Genomic DNA, 20809 nt, shown 5'->3' on the forward strand with positions numbered 1-20809 from the left:
ATAACCGGCGACAACATAGTTCGTCTTCGTCACTTATTCTTCACTCCGATCCGTAGATTGCTTCCTTACCTCGGATAACACCTGCAAGGCTTCCTTCCCGGTTCCGATCTTGTACCCCGAAGCCGTGTAGCGAATCTGATCCTGCTCATCCAGCACGAACAGATGCGGGAAGCCCGCCTCATGCGCTGGAGTCTGCATAATCAGGTCCGGTAAAGCCGCATAAGTGGAATCGCGGACAAACACGGTTTGCGGCGGCAGATTCGGAATATGGGCTGCATCGAACGAAGCCGTCCACTCCTTATCGCCGATCATAAGAACGATTGGAGCACCAAGCGCCGCGAACGGTTCGGCGAGCTCGCCGATTTCACGGAACAAATGCTTCGTCGGCTCCCGCTCCGGCTCGATCCAGGCGACCACGGCGCCTCTCTCGCCAAGCAGTTCCGCAAGCGCCAAGCTTGTGCCGTCCAGCGCCGTTACCGCGACGGTTCGATTCACGCTGCCAAGAACAGGGATTTCCTGCTCCGCCGGCCTGAACGTCAGCATAACCTCCGTTTGTTCGCCAGCATGCACCTCCGCATAGGCAAAACGCGCTTTTACGGTGCCATCCTTCAGGCGCACTCCGGACGTGATCCGGTATGCACCCGGCTCCACCTCGAAAGGCTCATCGTACACGTCTTTTTTCGCGTAAGGATAGATCAGCGTCTTATAGACGCCGTTCTCCAGCCGCGCGAACGTAAAGTTCTCTTCATACGAAGCGGCTCCCGGCGCCGCTTCCGGATCCGGCAGCAGGCGCAGCAGGCCTTGCGGCTTCGCTCCTTCTTCCTCCCTTGGCGCAGCACCGGCGAATATTGCATCCGTCCATTCGCCTCCTGCCATGTACTGCGGCTTCAGTTCGCTCGGATGCAGTCTGGCGGGGATGCCCAAACTGCGGCAGACGGATACGAAAAGAATATCCAGCGAAACCTGGTCCCCGCGCATCAGCTTAAAGGTGCCGACGGGATTCCCCCGTCCTTTCAGGTTCTGAAGGTCTTCCCACAAACCGTATCCGGCCTCGATCCTGCGGACAAGCGCAGAAGGATTGGCTTTGAACGCTGCGATCTCAGCATCGGTAAACGCCTCCCGGAAGAAGCGCTTATACGGTACGATCATTTCATGCAGCACCCGCGGGCAAAGCACATACGGTGCGAAAACATCCTCGGAAAGTTCTCCGCGCTGCGTCAAAGAACCGATCAGATGATCATCCAAGGCTTCGCGGAACGTGTCCACCAAGTCTTTTTCGTTCAGCGTCTCCAGCAGCCGCAGCGGCCATTCCCCATGCTCGGCCGAGCGCTCCCGCAGGAAGGAGGCGATTTCGCGGCTGTTGCCGCGCGCCTTGCGCAGCATATCCCAAACGCGGTCTGCCGGCAGTCCGGTCTCGGCGGCAAGCTCTGCCGCCTGCGCTTCGGTCAGAAACGTCTCCTCGTATCCCGTTCGGATTCGGGTTCCTTCTTCGATCCGCTCGTTATGCCGCGCGGTCTTCTCATCGGATAAAGGTTCCGCCGCATCTCCCTCGCGTTCCGGTGGAGGCACCATATCCACATCCAGTGTTCCGGCCGGCTGCCGCGATTGATCGATGACGATCTCGAAGCGCTCCTGCTCCGCCACCGTTATTTTCAGCTCTCCCCATTTGCCTTCATGGACAGCGCGGATGAGCAGGTCGCCGAAGCCTGTTTTAAAGGAAGCCTCCCCCCGCTCATTCGTCGGAATGACTGCGATCGGATAGAATTCGGCCATGTTGTACAGCTCGAAGCGGACTTCGGCTCCGCTGGCCGGATTCCCATGCTCATCCTTCGCAACGATAGTAATCGTCCGCGTAGGGGCGTAATTCTCCAGCAGGTTGATCTCTGTGAACCATTCATCGGCAAGGGTAATGTCCTCCGGACCCGGATAATCCGCATAAATCCGCGTGTTGATCAGCATCGCCCTGCGGGCCGGCGGGCTGAACCAGCCTTGGTTCAGGCGGGCTTCAGGCTCGCAGGCGCCGATATAATACCATGTGCCGTCGGCCCATGCTTCCACCCAGGCATGGTTATCGTCGCAGTGCGCCCAGCGCGGCGTGTAGACCTGGCGGGCGGGAATGCCAATGCTGCGCAGCGCGGCCACGGCCAGCGTGGATTCTTCGCCGCAGCGTCCGCGGGCATTCCGGATCATCGTCAGCGGCGACATCGTCCGCAGATCGCTGCCGATGTAGGTGGCTTTTTCATGGCACCAGTAGTTCGTCTCCAGAATCGCATCCGCCATGGACAAGGACTTTGTGCGATCCGCCAACTCGTCATGCAGAATCCCGCGGGAATCTTCGATATTCTCCGTGTTGACCCGATACGGGAGCACGAAATGCAGGAACAAGTGGTCCGGCACCCGCTGTCCCCAAGGCATCTTTTGGCGGATTTCAAGCGTGCGGCGCACGTGGCTCAGAAATAACGCCCCGTCGTAATCAGCCATGTCATTCACCGGCATATAAGCGAACAAATATTTCAGGGCCCATGCTTCTTCGTCCGTCAGCTTTTCCTGAAATATATCAAAAAGGTCATGCGTCTTTGCCTTTGCCAGCTCCTGCTTCTCGCGGAACTTGCGCTCGATCCGTTCCATCGTGAGGGAATCCAGCGAAAATACGGACGTCTGCATCGTCATGTCCATTCACTCCTTCCAAAGCTTTCCGTCTTCCCGAATACAGTACACGGCCGCCCCGTCGGAAGAGGGTGTCGTTATCTGGAACATGCTCCGCGTCGTCTCAATCACCGGTTCAATGCTCCATGAATCCGTACCCATCAGGAGCTCCGCGTCCTTCGCGAAAGTCCCTTCGGCTTCAAAGTGATTTCGCTGGCGGTAGTACAGCTTCCGCAGCTCCCACTTGATGCGTTCATCCTGCGGCAGCTCGAACTCGTCCGGTTCTTCCCGGTCGGCGAATACCACATATCCCCACAGCTCCGGATAGTGCATATTGATAATGCCCATCGGCGACCACACCCAGTTGTCTTCCGGATAAGGCTTGCCGGTATCCGGGTTCACGACCTTCCGGTACTGCCCATCCTGCACTTCCGTCCGCCATTCGACGCGCGAGAAATTGACGCGCCAAAACTCGCCTTCCACCGGTGGACGGCTCTCTGCTGCACACTCCCTTAAGCTCTTCCACGGCATCGCCACCTCAACGCTCCACATCCGGTTCGACGCTTCCGGTCGGTTCAGCTCGCCATCGATATGTACCGCCGTCTTCAATCCGCTGATGTCCCAGCCGTTGACCGGCGGTCCGCCGTCCCGGTATGGCTTCACCAGCAGCAAATCCCAGACCGTGTTCAGCGCGTTAATCTCGAATTCGTAATACTGGTGGGTATCCCCGTCCGGATCAATGAAGATTTCAAAATCATTATCGTAAAAAATGACCGAATCCCGTTCCGTCAGCGTCGCCCATATCTGATCTTCCATGAGCTCCGCTCCGAAGTAGAAATATTCGTCGTCCCACATCATTTTGACGCGGGTCCGTTTGGCGGGCCGAGGCCGCAGGTCGCCTTCGATATCGACGAAATCCTCCGTCCATTCCGCCGCCTGCCAGAACGGCTTGTCGAGCCGCCCGTCCAGCTGGAGCGGCTCTGCCGCGCGCTTGCATATATATGCTTTTGGCGCATATTCGATATGTGGTTCAGGTACTCCGCTTCGGTTCATGCTGCTCCCTCCGGACATCCTTGAATTTTGGCGTTATTCCCTAATCATTCATCTTATGACAGCTTCGGCTTACAAAATTCCGTCTTTCATGGCTTGATACACCAGCTGCGAGAACAAGCTGTTGGACCAGGCAAACCAGGAACGCGTAAAGTTGGCCGGATCATCTGCATGGAAGCCTTCATGCATGTAGCCGGTGTCCGCATCCGTCGCCTCCAGCATCGCGATCATCTCCAGCTTCTCTTCCTTCGTCGCTGCCGTGATGCCCTGCATGGACAATGCCATATGCCAGATGAAACCGTCCGGCGTATGCGGGCTGCCGATTCCTTTCGCAGCCGTCCCTTCGAAATAGAACGGATTCTCCTTCGATAGCGCGAATCTTCTCGTGTTCTGGTATACCTCATCATCCGCCGTCACGTAACCGAGATACGGAATGGACATCAGTCCAGGCGTCCCCGCGTCATCCATCAAGCAGTAGTTGCCGAAACCGTCCGTTTCGTAGGCATAGATCGGACCGAACTCCGGATGGCGGAAAATGCCGTATAAGCGGATGCCGTGATCGATGTCGGCTTCAAGCTTCTTGAGCTCTTTGAGGAAATCCGTGTCGCGGAATACCCACTCCGCAAACTCCTGCATATGCCGGAGCACGACCACGGCGAACATGTTCCCCGGAATGTTATAGTGGAAATCGCAGGCATCGTCGCTGGAGCGGAAGCCCGACCATACCATGCCCGTGTAATTGACCGGCATGCCCAGGCCGTCATTGGCCAGCGTATCCTGGCGGATGCCGTTATCCCGCTCGAAGCGGTACGGCGACAGCTCGAAGTGACGCTGCTCGGTCTTGAACACTTCGTAAATCCGTCTCATTGCCGACTTAAAATTCGCGTCGAAAATATCCGTCAAGCCGGTCTCTTTCCAGTACGCGTAAGCCAGGCGCATCGGGAAACAGAGCGAATCGATCTCGAACTTGCGCTCCCACACCCACGGCGACATATCGGTCAGATCCGCCTTGTTCCAGTGCCAATCATTGGCCGACTCGTTAAACGCGTTGGCATACGGGTCAATATGTATGTATTGAATATGCCGTTTAATCAGGCCGGAAAGGATGCGCTGCAAATCGGCATCGTCCTTGGCGAGCGGTACGTAATGCATGACCTGCTCCACGGAGTCCCGCAGCCACGAGGCCGGAATATCTCCCGTAATGACGAAGGTCGTGCCGTCTTCCATCAGTTTCGTGGTCGTCTCCAGCGTATTCGGGAAGCAGTTTTTGAACAGCTGCAGCAGCTTCGGCCGATGCGCCAGCTTCTCCTCCGCTTCCTTCAGTACATCCGCTACAGCCTTCGGAAGCTCTATGTCGCTCATCTTGATTTTAGGCAATCTGAATTGTTCCATGGTTCAATCTCCTTTAAGTTCATTCATATATTGTTGGTGTAGACTACTCCATCATGCCAGCGGAAGTAGCGATTGTCCATCCAAGATTGGGGGAAGCGGATACATTGCATCCCCTTGTCTCCTATATGAAGAAGGATATGAATTAATTATGCGTGACGACCGCCCCCGAGCCGCCGTACATGTCCAGTTCCTCGTCGAATTCCAGCTTCAGCACCGTCACCTGCTCATGCGTATCCGCGGCGGTCATGTGAATCCAGGTCGTGCCCGGAATGTTGAACCAAGGAACGCCGCCGTGAATTTCATGCGTCAGCTCCTTGCCCGAGTGGAGCACCGTGATTTTCCGGATCGGATTGCATAATCCCTTGAGGCATACGTTCTCCTTGGGGTCATCGTATACAAACAGATACAGCGTCTTCCGGTCTTTGGATATCGTGCTGCCTCCCAGGTAATACCGGGTCATAATCCCTTCCTCTGTCCCATACACCGCTTCTTCATGCGTGCGGATCCACTCGCCGAGTCCGAGCAAAATATCCTCCTGCCGCGGATCGATCGTTCCGTCCTCCCGAGGCCCGATGTCGAGCAGCATGTTGCCTCCCATGGAAATGCAGTCGCAGAACATGCGGATGATCTGATTCAATGTTTTATACTGATCGTCCGCCTCTACATATCCCCAGGAAGAGTTAATGGTGGTGCAGAATTCCCATGGTCCTTCCAGCCGGGTGATCGGAATGCCCTGTTCAGGCGTCTTGTAATCCCCGTGTCCTTGAAGCCTGGAGTTGATGATCAGGTCCGGATTGAAGGATTGCAGATAATGCTTGAACTCCGGCAGATTCCACTGCTCGGCGCTGCGCTCCCAATCCCCGTCGAACCAGAGCAGATCCACTTTGCCGTAATTCGTCAGGATCTCCTTCAGCTGATCGTTGTTGAACTGCAGGAATGTCCGCCATTTCTCTTCGTCCTGTACGCCGTCCACGGGACTCGAATACGGGTTAACCTGGCTTAAATCCTCCGGCACTCGGCCGCCCTCATACACGCTAGGGTAATCCGGATGCGACCAGTCGATGAGCGAGTAATACATGCCGAGCCGGATGCCCCTTTTTGTGATCGCTTCGGCATATTCCTTGATCAGGTCCCGCTTGGCCGGTGTCTTCTTCACGACGTTCAAATCACTGTACTGCGTGTCCCACAGCGCCACGCCGTCATGATGCTTGGTTGTCAGCACGGCGTATCTGGCACCGGATTTCTCGATCAGATCCGCCCAGTAGTCCGCGTCGTACTTGGACGCCGTAAAGCCGTCCAGCTGTTTCATGTATTCCTCATACGGGATTCTCCCGTTGTAGAAAGACCAGGATTCCGCCACTCCATCGACCGCATAAATGCCGTAATGGATGAAAATGCCCAGCTTCGCTTCCTCGAACCATTTCTGCATAGCTTCCCACACACCTTTCTGTATCTGCTGTAATATAGGGCAATCTTTCATGCGTAATTAAGGCCGCTCCGGTTACGGATCGTACTTCCGATCGCTGTTGTCTCCAGAAAGGCGAACGCTGACGCTTCTTCAGAACGGTTCCGTCCCCTTCTCTAGGTTTAGGTTAGCCGGAAAACATGCGCGATCGGCGCTTCGGGCGGATGAAGCTCCGCATCCGGCAGACGGACGGTGATACCGTTCTCCGTAACGCGGTATTCCAAGCCTTCCTGACCTCCGACCAGGTCAACCCGGCTAACCGCTTCCTGCATCGGTAGATGAATCTCCTTCTGTACCGCCTCCAGCTCGTTTTCATACAAACGGAATGCATAGACCGTATCGTCTTTACGGGTAAAATGAACCTGTCCGGCCGAGCAGGGCTCGCAGATCCGCGTCCCGTAAATCGCTTCGCCATGCACCTTCAGCCAAGCCCCCATGCCCTGGATGCGGGAAATGGCAGTCCGGGATATTCTGCCGTCCGGCTGAGGACCGACGTTCAGCGCCAGGTTGCCGCCCTTGGCCACGATTTCGACCAGCAGATGAATGAGCTGACGGACCGATTTATAGTGATCCTCATAGCGGAAAGAGAACGCCGAACCCATTGTGATGCAGCTCTCCCACGGCACCTGCAGCGCCCGCTCCGGCAGCGTCTGTTCGGGCGTGATCAGGTTCTCGTAGGGCCCGCCCACTGTGCGGTCCGCCGAAAGCAGCCACGGCTGAATTTTGCGGGCTTTCTCGACCGCTTCCCCGAGGCGGATATTCTGATCCCGGTAATCGTTTACCCAGCCCGCATCCAGCCACAGCACGTCAATCCGCCCGTAATTCGTCATCAGCTCCATAATCTGCTCATGCGTAAACTGGACGAACTGCTCCCACAGCCACGGATATTCCTTCGGATCATAAGTCGGTCCCCGTGATGTGGTCGTACCGGGCTTCATGCCCGGCGCCCAATAATAAGGCGTATGCCAGTCCGCTTTGGAGAAGTACGCAGAGATGCCCAGACCCTTTGCACGGAAAGCGTTGAACAGCTGCTTCGTGATGTCGGCATATTTATGCGTATGGAACGGACAGTCCGGCCCCGTGATCCGGTAGTCGGTCGTGCGGGTATCCCACATGCAGAAGCCGTCATGATGCTTGGTCGTGAAATTCAAGTACTTGAAACCGTTGTCCGCGGCGAGCTCTGCCCAGAGCTCCGGCTGAAAGCGGAGCGGATTGAACGTCTTGTTCAGGTCAAAATACTCCCGTTTCAGCTCCTCCGCATCGATATCCCAGTCGATTTCATTGCGGGACCATTCCTCGTCGACATCGCTTAATGCCCAGGATTCGACGAGTCCCAGCTGCGAATACGGCCCCCAGTGCATCATCAGGCCCAGCTTCTGGTCCTTGAACCATTCCAGGCGCTCCAGCAGCAGCGGATCTTCGGGCTTGACCCATTGGTCCTCGCTGCTGTAATTGTGCACCCCCTGCTCTACTACGTCTTCATCCTCAAGGAGCTTTTTCTCGCTCATGTGATCCCTCCGTATCGTCTCTCGTTTTAACGCCCCGTTTGCCAAATATAAGGAAAACAGGCCTATATCTATGCACAAATCCGGGTCTTTCCGACGAATTCCCGCATGCGTTTCGTCAAATTCGAACTTGCTGTCTATGTCCAAACGGCTGTTATGTTGTTATCATGAAATTAACATAAGAACCGAATAGGGGGCAGAGTCACTTGAAACTTAACTACTTTAAATCGAAGCTCTTCTTAAAATATATCTGGTCCTATTTGTTCATCCTGCTCATCCCGCTCGTGCTGATGACGATTTTCATTTATGAAAGCGCCGTCACGAATCTCAAATCGGAAATCGAACAATCCCGCCTCGCCCAATTGACGCAAACCAAGGTTACGATTGACGGCCGGATGAAGGAGCTTAGCGAAATCGCGTCCCGCATCTCCTACGATAAAAGGCTCACGCCGTACCGCGTGCATGACCCGATATACAGCGGCGAAGCCATTCAGGCGCTGGATCAATATAAATCTACCAGCTCCATCATCGGCGAGATTTACTTGTATTTTCATAAAGACGACAAGATCTACTCCAGCAAAGGATTGAACGATATCGGCGTGTTTACGGACAACGTCCGCTTTCAAAACTGGAAGAAGGACTCCTTGATCCAGGACTTGAACGCCGTCCGTTTTCCTACGATGCACCCGTCCGATACGGTCAGCAACCCTTCCGGGATGCAAGAATCCATGCTGGCCTACCTGATTCCTATCACGCCGAACAGCCCGACGCCGCATGGCACAGTTATGGTGCTGATCAAGGAATCGGAGCTGACCAGCCTGATCGACTCTGTCCTCGGCAATTACCATGGCATGACGTACATCCTGGATAACGACGGTCATATCTTGGTCGACAACCGGCAGGGCGAAGCGTTAACGAATGCCGAAGCGAAGTCGCTCTTTAATAATCTGGCCCCCGGCATACACGACCGGAGCCTCAGCGGCAAAGCACATTCCATCGTATCCGTGAAATCGGAAAACAACGGCTGGACTTACGTAACGGTCATGCCAACCGCCCAGTTCTTCAGCAGCGTTCTGCATGTGCGGAGTCTGATCATCATGCTGTTCATCATCATCGTGCTCGTCGGGGCAGCCATCGCCCTTGTATTGGCGCGGATGCAGTATCAGCCGATCTCGATGCTTGTCGAATTCGCGTCCTCCAAGTCGGGTGCGAAGGAGCAGAGCCAAAGGCTGGAGCCTGCAGGCAATGAGCTTGACCGTATTCGGTCGGCCCTGCAAGAGTACAGTTCGCGAATCGACCTACAGGAACCTTTTGCCCGCAATCATTTTCTGTCCATGATGCTCAAATACGGAAGTACTCAAAGCCTTACGCCGGAGCTGCAAGAGGCCTTCGATCTTCAGTTTGACCGTTCCCATCATTTCGTGATGGTCATCGGCTGGGACACGGATGAACAGAGCGACCTGCAGGAACGCCAGCATATCATTGCCATGCTCGCCCAGATCGAGTTCCCGGAACTGGACGCCCATGGATACGGCGTTGAGATGCCTCAGCTGGACCAGCTTGGCCTCATCATCAGCTTCAGCCTCGGCGGCCGGCCGGACGCATTCTCGCATATGCAGCAAATTGCGGAGGCTGTAAGAACGACCTTGCTCGAAACATTCGATGTCGTTCCCGTCATCGGTGTCGGTACCTGCTACACAAGCCCGGATCAGCTGAACCAATCCTTTATCGAGGCCTGCTCGGCCATTGAGCTGCGCATCTCCGGCGAACAGGGAACCATTAACTATTTCGAGAAGCTGTCAACCACGGCCGATCCTGCATTCTGGATTCCGGGCAGTACGCTCCTGAAGCTGTCGCAAAGCTTAAAGCAGGGCAGCTATGACGTCGCGGCGCAGATGATCCGTTCGGCGATCCAAAGCCTGCAATCCTCCGATCTGTCCGCCCTGCTCACCCGGTGCATCTGCTTTGACCTGCTCAATACGATCCTCAAAGCCGCGTCCGAGCTTGGCAATCACAGCCTGATGCAGCAGATTGCGCCGAACATGATGTACGGCGGCACACTCGACGAGTTCGAGCGCAGCTTGCTGGATCTTGCCTCCCAGATATGCAGCCAGGACGAACAGGACAACCAGCAGGAAGAGCAGTCAGTCATTGACCGGATCGTTGCTTATATTGACGCACATTATACCGATAACAGCTTAAGCCTGGAGTCGGTGGCCTTTGAATTCGGCATCTCGCCATCTCATGTCAGCCGCTCTTTCAAAGAAAAAATGGGCCTGAACTTCATTCAATACATTTGGCAAAAGAGAATGGGCGAGGTCATGCACCAACTGAAAACCACCACCGACCCGCTTAAGGACATCATCCTGAAGGTCGGTTATGTGGATACGCCCAACTTTATCCGCAAATTCAAGAAGGAAACCGGCTGCACGCCAGGCCAATACCGCAAAATGTTCGCGGAGGGCGGCGGCTCCGCGGAAGACACCGAGGACGAATAAAAATGGAAAGCCAACATCCGGCCCTCCGGCCGGGACATGTTGGCTTCTTTTTTCGGAAAAGCGTCATCCAAACGTGGCCTGTCCTGCTTAAGCAGCTTTATTTTTTCTCCGCATTCCAGCGGTCATAGGCGCCCTGGTACACCTCTACGATGCGGTTGCTTCCCATTTTCTTGAGCTGATCCGCATACTTGTCCCAATTCGACATCGGCTCTTGGCCGGTGATGAATTTGCCTTCCATTTGTTTCACGTAGGTTTTCAGGTCGGACAGCAATGCCGTGGCTTCACTTTGTTCCTCGTTCGTCAGATACACGTTCGGGAACGGGGCTTTGCCGATCGGCGTCAGCTTCTCCGCATTTTCTTTATCGATCCAGGCATCAAAATCGGTTTTGAGGCCTTTCGTAAGCTCGCTTGAATTCATGCCCGGCGTCAGGATGCCATAGTTTGGCGTGAGCGTGCCGCGGAATTCATCACGCTCTTTCCCTCCCGGAACAGGCAGCCATTCTTTCTCGTGGGTTTCTTTGTTGGTGTATTTCCACAGCAGATTCTCCGGTCCTTGGGCGAAGAGCGTCGCGCCGTCATAGCCGTACTGGTAGTCGATCCAGCGCATCGTCGCTTCCGGCGCCGGGTTTTTGCTCGTGATTGCGAAGGTTCCGTTCGCCGAAATGCCCGGATGCTTGCCGTATACAGGCGATCCCGGAATCTCGCTCTTGACCGGCGTCATGAGCGGATGATCCCCGCTTGGCTCGCCTCCCAACGTAAAGTACGGATAATAATCGTTGAACACGGCGATCTGGTTGTTCTGCCCTTTCGCCTTCTTCTGCTCCGGCGTTTGGGAGAACGTCTCATGGTCCAGCAGGTTGTCTTTCCAGAGGCGGTTCATGAAGGTCAGGTATGCTTTATACCCTTCCTCCTGCGGCGTGTAATGCACCTTGCCATCCTTGTCAGCATAAATCTCTTCGTCGTAAATGCCGAAGAAGCCCAGGAAATACATGCGCAGATCGTCCAGCTTGACGGACGTCAGCGGAATTTCGTCCTGCTTGCCGTTGCCGTTCGGATCTTCTTCCTTCACCCGTTTCAAGTAGGTGTACAGCTCCTCCGTCGTTTTCGGCAGCTCTTTAATGTTCAGCGCTTTCAGGAATTTGCCGTTGTACCACATCGGGCTGCGGTACCATACCGCCGAAAGGTCGATATTGGGAAGAGCATAGATATGTCCGTCCGGCGTGGTGAACGACTTGCGGATATCCGGATGCTCGTCGAATATGCTTTTGATGTTAGGCGCATAGCCTTCGTCAATGTATTTTTCCAGTGGAATGAGCACGCCCTGCGAGCCGTAGGTTACCTGCTCCGCCGGCTTGAGATCCGCCCCGTAAAAGATATCCGGCAAATCGCCGCTGGCAAACACCAGGTTTTTCTTCGTGTCGAAGCTGTCGATCGGCGAGAGCTGGTACGTGAGCTTGATGCCCGTCAGCTTTTCCATCTCTTGCAGCACCGGCATCTTGTTCCAGTCGGCCACCCCGGCGTCCTGTGACATCACACTCAAGGTAATCGGCTTGTCCACGATCGGAAAGCCGTCCTTCTTCACGCCTTCGGCCGTAGAAGAGCCCGCCGCCGAGGATGCTCCCTCCTCTTTGGAGGTGCCGCATGCCGCAAGCAGGGACGCGGACAGCGTAAGACAGAGTAAAATGGATGATGCCTTGCGTAACTTTTTCATGAAGAACAACTCCCCTTTATGTTGTTTATGGCAAAGATCAGCCCTTTACGGAACCAATCATAACACCCTGAACGAAATAGCGCTGCAAGAACGGATAGATGACAATTACCGGAAGCGTCGCGACGATAATGACCGCATATTTGACGAGCGCGGCGATTTCCGCTTTGCTGTTCATCGCGGCTGCGGTGGATGCGTCAATGACGCCCCCGCCTTGGGCGGACATCTCCTGGAGGACCAGGATTTGGCGCAGCACCAGCTGCAGCGGATATTTAAACGAATCATTCAGATAAATAAGCGCCGAGAAGTAGCTGTTCCAGTTCCCCACGCCGTAGAACAAGGCCATGACGGCGATGATCGGCATCGAGAGGGGGAGAATGATTTTAATGAACAGGCGCATGTTGGTGCACCCGTCGATTTGCGCCGCCTCCTGCAGCTCTTTCGGAATCGAGCTCTGGAAAAACGTGTGGGATACGATAATGTTCCAGATCGATGCCGCCGAAGGAATGACGATGGCCCACATCGTATTGATCATGCCGAGCTGCTTCACGAGCAGGTAAGAAGGCACCAGCCCGCCGCTGAAGAACATCGTGACCATGAACATCCCCATGAAAAAGTTTCGTCCAACGAAGTCCTTGCGGCTCAGCGCATAGGCCGCCGGCAGCGTGACCAACAGGTTGATGGTTGTACCTACCACCGTATACAGAATGGTGTTCCCATAGCCGATCCAAATGCTTGAGTTCTCGAACACCCGCTTATATCCGTCAAAGGTAATCCCCTTCGGCAGCAGCCACATTTCGCCTGAAGCGACGAACTTCGGATTGCTGATCGATGCGCTGATCATGTACACCAACGGGTAAAAGACGATGAGAAAAGCGATGAAGACGTAAATGTAATTGCAAATGAGAAACACTTTGTCGCGTTTCGTTTCTTTGACTCCTGACAGCATTCCTGCCCCTCCTCTCTACCACAAACTGTTCTCGCTCGTTCTGCGCACGACCTGATTGACAACGACAAGCAGCACCGCATTGATGACCGAATTGAATAAACCGATAGCCGTCGAGAAGCTGTACTGGGCATCCACGAGACCGGAGCGGTACACGAACGTGGATATGACGTCGGATGAGCTCATGTTCAGCGGATTTTGCAGCAGCAGGATCTTTTCGAAGCCGACGCCGAGCAAGCTGCCCATGTTCAGGATCAGCAGGATGGTCATCGTCGGAATCAGCGTCGGAATGTTGATATGCCGGATGCGCTGGAATCTCGAAGCTCCGTCGATAATCGCTGCCTCATGCAGTCCCGGATCTACGCCGGACAGCGCAGCCAGATAAATGATCGTGCCCCAGCCTGCGCTCTGCCATACGCCCGATAACACATACATCGTTTTGAACCATCTCGGATCGGTCAGAAACTCCGGCGCCTGGAAGCCGAGCGCTTCGATGATATGGATCACGAATCCGGTCGATGGAGACAAGAAGGAAATAATCATGCCTGCCATAACGACGACCGAGATGAAGTGTGGCGCATACGTAACCGTTTGGGCCAGCTTTTTGAAAAAGCCGTTTCTGACCTCGTTGAAGGCAAGCGCCAAAATGATCGGGATCGGAAACCCGATAGCGAGCTCATACAAGCTGATGCTCAGCGTGTTCCACAGCAAATCCCAAAAATAATACGAATGGAAGAAACGTTCAAAATGATCGAAGCCGACCCACGGGCTTCCCGTAATCCCTTTTGTAGGAATGAAGTTTTTGAACGCGATTTGAATGCCGTACATCGGCCCGTAGGAAAAGATCAGAAAGTAGAAAAACGCCGGTGCAATGAAAATGTACAATTCCCAGTTTTGCGCGATTCTTTTCCACAACCCTTTGTCCGCCCTGCCCGGTTTCAGCATCGCTCTGCCCGTGACGGCCGTTTTCGATTCCTGCATAGGATCACCCCTTCCTGTTGTTATATTGTCTTGGGTTATTCCGGCCAGCCCCCTGTTCCACACTGCGTCAGGTTTGCTAGCGCTTACATTCCTAACGATAGATGACTCCCTCAAATGCCGTAAATATGTCATTTCCGGGGTACTGTCCATTCCTTATGCAGCAAGGCTTTGAGCCCGATTGACAACGCTGGATGACAAGCTGACAATATGTAGTTTTTGCTCAAAAGTAAGGGCTTTCATAGCACATCAAATATGACCAATCCGTTTGAAACGGCTAATTTCCGAACCCAATACGGATGGAAAGAAACGCGTCTCGGGATTCGAGTCAGCGTTCATGAACGCAAAAAAAGACCAGGGAATCCCTTCCCCTGGCCATGTCATTTCCCGCTAGAAAATACTGTGAATCACAATCTCGCTCCACACATTTTCCAGCTTCTGTCCCAATATGGAGACGTCCTTCAGCACTTCATCGACCGTCTGATATATACAATCCCTTCCGCTATATTCCGAAAAAACGATCCCGTTCCGTGATCTAGTGATCGCATATTTCTTATCGTTGTAAAAGAATTCGATCTCATGCCCGATGTCCAAATCTGTGGCAAACTCGGTAAACGTATAGCTCTCGGTCATGCTTATTCGGACCCTTTCTTCATGAATTTCTGTCCGTCCCAAACGTACGTATCCGTGACCGTTTTACCCTGCGCATGATCGTAAAAGGACTTTTGGAACATCCCGCTGCCCGTTACCTTTAATGGCGTGGAATAACGCCGCCCGTCACCGCTGCTGACGAATAGATCGTTCTGGCCTTCCACCTTCAGCTCCTCCATGCGGCCGTCCTTCAGAATCGTGAACAGCTTATACACGTTTCCGTTGCTGCTGCCGTACTGTCCCAGGGTAAAGTCGGGATTCCCGTCGCCGTTATAATCTCCAAAACGGAATTCAAAGAAATCGCCAAACTGCAGCTTATCCGCATAAAATGGCTGCAGCGGCTGGCGTGCGATCACCTTCCCATCCTTGCCGGTCAGCACGAGTTCAAATGCTCCCGTCCAATTTCTGCCCATGAGAGGCACCGGATTCCAGTCCTCGCTATAGCTGCCCTGTACCAGCTGCAGACTTAGCGATTGGTCCGAGCGCGGTGCAGGCAGCGTACTTTTGGCGATCGTCACGGGTGAGGATACGCGAATGGCAGCATCCGGAGCCTCCTCGTTCGCCTGCTCGTTGTGGGATGGCGCTTCGGAAGGAAGTTGAATGTTGCCCAGCGTGACTTTCCCGTGAATGTCCCGATAATCGTAATCGGAAAAATAAATCCGGTCCACCTCGATCAGGTTCCACAGCTTCTCGTCGTCGATCGTGATTTGGAATGGATCTCCATTCTTGTCGTACGGATTTTTAACGGTGATCCCATGTTCATTGTTCTTCCCGGTTTCTTTGCTGATGACTTGGATGTATGAAGCTGTGGAAGAAACGGGTGTATTGCATGATGCCAGCAATACCATGAGTGTACAGCCTATGATTAAGCGCAGGCTTCGCTTCATAGGATCACCCCCTTTATTTCTTAATCTTCCTATGGGTCCAATGCCTTCAAGAAAATGACCCCTGCGGCGGCGATGCCCAGCACCAGGCCGGATATCGGGGCCACTACCACAATACCTAACGTATTCGCGCTTGACGTGACTGCCAGCTTCACGGCAGTTACTCCCGCGACAGCGGCGATCACGCATATCCAATAGAGCCTCTTCCGCTTGAAAGGGATGCGTAAAAAACCTGCCGGGACCGAAGCTTGCGAGACGATCCGTAAAATAATCAACAGTTCTGCCATAACGCCGAACATAGACAGGAAATATTGCATCAACTTATAGACGGGTAAACCCCACAATAGGTTTTGCAGCGCCGGCAGTCTCATAACAGCATAACCGGATTGATGCGTAAACGCATCAAGGACAATATGGCTGTAAAAACCGATCGCCACGGACACCAAAAATACGATCCAGCTGCGTAAACGCCGGTAATCGAAGGACCTGAGCAGTCCATATGCCCTAGCATCCAGATCAAAGAGAGACGGCAGATGAAGCGCGAAGGACCTCATAACGATCTGCAGCAGCAAAATCATCACGACGCTGAGCGGAAAAGCTTCGAGCAGCAGTCCCCAGTGCGTATGGCCGATCCGCTGATACGGCTCCAGTGCGATGAAGTATTCGAAATCCGGTGCCATGCTGCCCAATACCAGCCCAGTGAAGCTTAAATACTTCGGTTTGATGATTTGGGCCGGAGCGATATAGATCGGATGTGCGAACGTAAATGGCATAGGCTTCTCCTTAGGATGGCTATAGTTTATGAATGCAGAGCACCTAGAATCATCTCCGCTCTTTCTTGGACCGTATGCTCGCCCTCGAGTCTTAGAATCGGACAAGCCGTATGCGCCATCCATTCTTCATGCAGAACCCGGCTTCTAACCTCGCTGCCTGCGGCATCATAACGTGACGCCCATTCCAGAAATGTCTGGGACTGCGCATGCATGCTGCCCCCGGGCAGAATCTTGTCCCCATACCGCTCATATTCCCGCTCCCGCAGCCGCATCAGGCGTACGTCCTCAGGAACGTACAAGAAAACGATCAGATCGAAAGCGCTTCTTAATTCGTCTCCCCATCCGCAAACCGATCGAAAGCGCTTCTTAATTCGTCTCCCCATCCGCAAACCGCTCCCGTAAGAATCCACTGCGGAGAGCGGCTGAGGTCTTCCTTGAGCAGCTCGAGCCGCTTCTTCGGCTCCCGCGGCCGGGTATATTTCTCAATCCAGAAGTAATCGTCCCCATCCATAAGAACATGCGGCAGCTGCCGCCTTAATTCCTGGCCCAGCGTCGTCGCCCCGGAGCCGGATGCTCCGAAAATATGTATACGGTGATACACTTGCACGCCTCCTGACTATGAACGCATTCCCTCGCTGACCAGCTGCAGCAGCTGCTCCCGGTGCTCCGGGTGGCAGGCGATCAGATAGGGCTCCTCACTCATGCCGTCGAACGGACGTCCGTCAAAATCCATCACGACGCCCCCCGCCTCCATCACCATCAAAATTCCGGAATAGAGATCATCTCCTTCGGAATTGTACAGAATGATGCCGTCGAGATCGCCCTTGGCGAGCATGCACCACTGCAAAGTCGGCGCCCACAGCCGCATCATTCGTTTAAACTTCAAGTCCAGGAACTACCGCAGCTTCACTGCCGCCGGATCGTTCTGCACCTTATGGCCCTGAATCCAGCCGACATTGCCCCGCAGGAAATTAGAGCTGCTGCGGACATGAACCGGCTTATCGTTGCAGTACGTTCCCTCTCCGGCCACGGATACGAACATCCGGTCCGTGAGCGGCTCGTATACGACGCCGAGTACGGGATCTTTGCGGTACATCAGCGTAATGGACACGGAAAAGACCGGCAGCCCGATCGCAAAATTATTCGTTCCGTCCAGCGGATCGATGAGCCACAGCCAGTCGCTGTCTTCGCCGATGTCCCCCGCTTCTTCGCTGTGAATCCGGTGATCCGGAAAAGCAGCTTGGATTTCCTTCAGAATAACGGCTTCCGCGAGGTGGTCCACCTCGGTGACGACGTCGCCGAATTCGTCTTTGGTCTGCACATCGGCAAGACCATCGAATTTCTCCCTGGCGATTTGCCCGGCCTGCCGGATGATGCGGGTGGATATTTCCTTTGCGGTTTGAATGATTACCTGATCCATGCTGCACCTCTAAATGTTAGATTTTCGATCGCAAAGCGGTTCTTCGACTCCTGGCTCCGGACTCCCTGATTCATTCCTCTATGATTTCAAAAAGTAGGTCATCAGTTCCTCGTCGTAGCTCTGTCCTTGAACGATTAGCGCATCCTTCTCGATTCCGTAGCAAACAAAACCCAATTTCTTATAGAGCGCTGATGCGGTATGATTTGCCGTCACCACCGCCAGCTGAATCTGCTGCAGCCCGTCGATATCCCGGCCCCGGCGCAGGATTTCCTGCATCAGCTGTTTCGCGAGCCCCAATCCCCGGCACTCCGGAGATACGTAAACGCCCCAGACCATGCCTTTATGGCGGACCTTCATGGCTTGCTCTCTACGGAATCCGGCCATGCCCAGCAGCCTGTTGTCCTCCGAGAATGCGCCCAGGATATAATTATCCGGTTGGTTGTTGATTTTGAGCTCCACTTCGCTCATCGGCGTATCCGCCTGCTCCTCATAGGATGACCCAAAGGCTTCCGGATGGGATTTCAGAGCTTCCAGTCTCAGCTTCCAAAACGCCTCCGCTTGCTCCCCTACAATATTTTGAATACGTATCATCTATGCAATACTCCTCCCGGCGTCAATTTTAAATCGCGGAATAATTCCAGCAGCTCGCTCGAAGTGCGCCGGATAAAATGCTTCACTTTTTCTTCCGTAAAATACTTCGTGCGAATCCCCGGTTCATTCCGGTGATTCCACAACCAGGCCAATTTGATATCCCTGTACTCGCTGACTTCATGCTGCTTGACGAAGGGCTCCATGGCAAAAGCGTGCGCCCGCTGCAATTTGGCCAGCGCCGAGCCGGCCCATGCCTCGGAACGCAGCAGATGAAATTCCGCTTGGCTTACTTCCTGATTATATATGGCCCGGATGCTGTCCGCATCACCGGTGCAATCTTTTTCAAAATCGGCATACAACGTATGGGTCCAGCGAATATCCGTATAGATATGCGCGAAATACCCCAGCACGAACTCCTTCCATTCCGGATCCTTATCCTTGTGCAGGAAGGTCAGACAGCTCTTTTTCAGCGTGTCGACGCTCGGGAACTCTCCTTCGTTCATCAGATGGGTCGCTCCCTTTTCCTCTCGGGTGACTGGATCTCGCGCATGAATGGCATCCGGTGAAATGCTGCCGAGCAAAAACTCCGGAGAGGGTTTGGACAAGGACACTCTTTCCGCGACCGCAAAATGAACCATTGGCCAAGGCATATCGATAACCTCCGTTCACTCATTAAAATAACGCGTTTCGGTTGGCGTGTACGACTTATTCATAGTTTACTATAATTACATTATATGGGAAGGTGTATCATCATTCGATTTTTTAATAAAATAGATATGGGAGGTGATCTCTATGTCTAATGATGAACAAGAGACTCCATTGAACAGTTACTTTGAAATGGTATTTACAAATACAGATCATAATTTGATTTTTGATAAACACAAATCCCCCTCCATACGCTGGTATGAGGGTGGTAGAGACTTATCGTCCATGTACGAAGCACAGGAATACGTATCCAGTGAAATCTATTCTGAAATCCTAAACAACTATGACGGCTATAAAACAGCAGATCCCAAATTAGCTTATTCTCTCCTCTTTTTATTAATACAGGGAAAAACCATCGGATATATAACAAGAGAGGTTCATGCCGCCATGGACAGGGATTCAATCGAGAACAAAACCTATTACCTGGTCTGGATGTCCCCCTAACGTTTCCGAACCCGAACTGCATCTGATGCATCAATGGGTAACGTGGACGATCTATGTCCTTTATGGATTTGTGGAACAAAGAAGGGCTGCCCCGGTACCCGGAGCAGCTCCTTTATCTCGTATAGATTTCTTTATTTTACAGATTGAAACCGGTCATAGGTTTGCTGGTAGATTTGCAGGAACTCGTCGAGTCCGCTTTTCTTCAGCTGGGCCAGGTAGCCGTCCCACTCCGCATCGATGTTACCGTCAATGACCCATTGCGCCGCCAAGTTTGGCATCTTTATTCCTGCTCCCCGAGCTTCCCGGCCGTCACAATCGGTTGATAATAACCGGACTCCGAAGGCATATGCCACTGGATATTCTTAAACTCTGCGCCGTTCAAAGCTTCGCTGAGTTCGGCTCTCAGCAGAGCCCGGTAATCGGTCTTGCTTACGTGCGTCTCCCAATGCCCGTTTGTCTCCTGCAGGATAAACTGATTCGTAGTATAGATATGTCCGCCCTCGTGCCAGTCCCAGACCTGAAAAGCGATGCGCTTCCCGCCATCCATCACCCGGGGTTCCGTTGCGCACTGCTTCATGATGATCTCCTGGTCATAATCCCTTATCGAAAGGATCAGCAAACCGTTGTCTTCCAGCTTCGAATATAATTGGCGGCAGGCCTGGTGCAAATCTTCGTCCGTCAGCAGATGGGGAATTGCATTGTCTGCCGATAAGACCACTTCAAACCGTCCGGGAACATCCTGGCCCAGCGTCCGAAAATCGGCAATGCCCCAATGGAGCTGAACCCCTAATCTCTCCGCCTCACGCGCTGCCCTTTCTACCGATTTGGGACTCAGATCCGTAGCCGTTACGAGAAAGTCATGCTGCGCTAGCCCCAGAGCCTGCGTCCCGATGCCGCATGATGCATCCAGCAGCTTGATCGCGCTCCCCTCTGCATGTGGTAGCCTTGCACGAATGAATTGATTAAAAAATTCACCCTGCCACGTAACCAACCGCTCCCAGTCATGAAAAATCAGATGGTAGGAGGTCGCAAGCCCGTCGTAAAAATCAATATTCGAGTTCTTTTCCAAATGGATCCCTCCGCTTTAGCTTCGAATCCCAATCCTAAGCAGGCAGTATTTCCAGTCTCCTATCTGTTGGGACGAAAAGATAAT

17 protein-coding genes and 2 pseudogenes are annotated in these 20809 nt (G+C 53.6%); 2 read left to right on the forward strand and 17 right to left on the reverse strand.

Going from position 1 to position 20809, the window contains the following annotated elements; all coding sequences use genetic code 11:
• Positions 1-33 precede the first annotated feature (33 nt).
• The 5 genes from PCH05_RS03710 to PCH05_RS03730 form a co-directional block, all read right to left on the reverse strand.
• Entirely contained in the window at positions 34-2670 is a 2637-nt protein-coding gene (locus PCH05_RS03710) for a transglutaminase domain-containing protein (RefSeq protein WP_127600778.1), read from the reverse strand.
• A gap of 6 nt (positions 2671-2676) precedes the next feature.
• Positions 2677-3699 (reverse strand): carbohydrate-binding family 9-like protein, encoded by a 1023-nt coding sequence (locus PCH05_RS03715; protein ID WP_127600780.1) that lies wholly within the window; start codon positions 3697-3699, stop codon positions 2677-2679.
• 69 nt (positions 3700-3768) lie between these two features.
• Positions 3769-5088: a glycoside hydrolase family 125 protein gene (locus tag PCH05_RS03720; protein WP_127600781.1), complete on the reverse strand. Its 1320-nt coding sequence runs from the start codon at positions 5086-5088 to the stop codon at positions 3769-3771.
• A 142-nt stretch (positions 5089-5230) separates the two neighbouring features.
• Positions 5231-6517 carry an alpha-L-fucosidase gene (locus tag PCH05_RS03725; RefSeq protein ID WP_127600782.1) on the reverse strand — a complete coding sequence of 429 codons (1287 nt, stop codon included), beginning with the start codon at positions 6515-6517 and terminating at the stop codon, positions 5231-5233.
• A gap of 158 nt (positions 6518-6675) precedes the next feature.
• Complete coding sequence (locus PCH05_RS03730; protein ID WP_127600783.1) at positions 6676-8061, reverse strand: alpha-L-fucosidase; 1386 nt, start codon at positions 8059-8061, stop codon at positions 6676-6678.
• A gap of 203 nt (positions 8062-8264) precedes the next feature.
• Between PCH05_RS03730 and PCH05_RS03735 the strand changes: the two genes are divergently transcribed.
• Positions 8265-10556, forward strand: coding sequence for a helix-turn-helix domain-containing protein (locus PCH05_RS03735; RefSeq protein WP_127600784.1), 2292 nt, complete (start codon positions 8265-8267; stop codon positions 10554-10556).
• Positions 10557-10653: 97 nt separating this feature from the next.
• Here the strand turns inward: PCH05_RS03735 and PCH05_RS03740 are convergent, their stop codons facing one another.
• The 10 genes and pseudogenes from PCH05_RS03740 to PCH05_RS03785 form a co-directional block, all read right to left on the reverse strand.
• On the reverse strand, positions 10654-12267 hold the full coding sequence (locus tag PCH05_RS03740; protein ID WP_127600785.1) for a type 2 periplasmic-binding domain-containing protein: 1614 nt from the start codon (positions 12265-12267) through the stop codon (positions 10654-10656).
• A gap of 37 nt (positions 12268-12304) precedes the next feature.
• Positions 12305-13213: a carbohydrate ABC transporter permease gene (locus PCH05_RS03745; RefSeq protein WP_127600786.1), complete on the reverse strand. Its 909-nt coding sequence runs from the start codon at positions 13211-13213 to the stop codon at positions 12305-12307.
• Positions 13214-13228: 15 nt separating this feature from the next.
• Positions 13229-14191, reverse strand: a complete 963-nt coding sequence (locus tag PCH05_RS03750; RefSeq protein WP_127600787.1) for an ABC transporter permease — start codon at positions 14189-14191, stop codon at positions 13229-13231.
• Between the two features lie 387 nt (positions 14192-14578).
• The gene (locus PCH05_RS03755) at positions 14579-14821 is read right to left on the reverse strand and encodes a hypothetical protein (RefSeq protein WP_127600788.1); all 243 of its coding nucleotides are present in this window, start codon (positions 14819-14821) and stop codon (positions 14579-14581) included.
• 2 nt (positions 14822-14823) lie between these two features.
• Positions 14824-15726, reverse strand: coding sequence for a hypothetical protein (locus PCH05_RS03760; RefSeq protein WP_127600790.1), 903 nt, complete (start codon positions 15724-15726; stop codon positions 14824-14826).
• A gap of 29 nt (positions 15727-15755) precedes the next feature.
• Positions 15756-16496, reverse strand: coding sequence for a DUF4184 family protein (locus PCH05_RS03765; protein WP_164766524.1), 741 nt, complete (start codon positions 16494-16496; stop codon positions 15756-15758).
• Positions 16497-16522: 26 nt separating this feature from the next.
• A pseudogene (locus PCH05_RS03770) lies at positions 16523-17097 on the reverse strand (AAA family ATPase).
• A 15-nt stretch (positions 17098-17112) separates the two neighbouring features.
• Positions 17113-17916, reverse strand: a pseudogene (locus PCH05_RS03775) (inositol monophosphatase family protein).
• A 78-nt stretch (positions 17917-17994) separates the two neighbouring features.
• Complete coding sequence (locus tag PCH05_RS03780) at positions 17995-18507, reverse strand: GNAT family N-acetyltransferase (protein ID WP_127600794.1); 513 nt, start codon at positions 18505-18507, stop codon at positions 17995-17997.
• Positions 18504-19157, reverse strand: a complete 654-nt coding sequence (locus tag PCH05_RS03785; RefSeq protein WP_127600796.1) for a hypothetical protein — start codon at positions 19155-19157, stop codon at positions 18504-18506. Before PCH05_RS03785 ends, PCH05_RS03780 begins: the two co-directional genes overlap by 4 nt.
• A 142-nt stretch (positions 19158-19299) precedes the next feature.
• On the opposite strand from PCH05_RS03785, the gene PCH05_RS03790 reads away from it, so the two are divergent.
• On the forward strand, positions 19300-19656 hold the full coding sequence (locus PCH05_RS03790; protein ID WP_127600798.1) for a hypothetical protein: 357 nt from the start codon (positions 19300-19302) through the stop codon (positions 19654-19656).
• 131 nt (positions 19657-19787) lie between these two features.
• Here the strand turns inward: PCH05_RS03790 and PCH05_RS27150 are convergent, their stop codons facing one another.
• Both PCH05_RS27150 and PCH05_RS03795 read right to left on the reverse strand, forming a co-directional pair.
• Positions 19788-19934 (reverse strand): hypothetical protein, encoded by a 147-nt coding sequence (locus PCH05_RS27150; RefSeq protein WP_164766525.1) that lies wholly within the window; start codon positions 19932-19934, stop codon positions 19788-19790.
• Positions 19935-19936: 2 nt separating this feature from the next.
• Positions 19937-20725: a class I SAM-dependent methyltransferase gene (locus PCH05_RS03795; protein ID WP_127600801.1), complete on the reverse strand. Its 789-nt coding sequence runs from the start codon at positions 20723-20725 to the stop codon at positions 19937-19939.
• Positions 20726-20809: the final 84 nt, after the last annotated feature.

Origin of the sequence: Paenibacillus chibensis (assembly GCF_004001045.1) — a bacterium.
Taxonomy (GTDB): domain Bacteria; phylum Bacillota; class Bacilli; order Paenibacillales; family Paenibacillaceae; genus Paenibacillus_AQ; species Paenibacillus_AQ chibensis.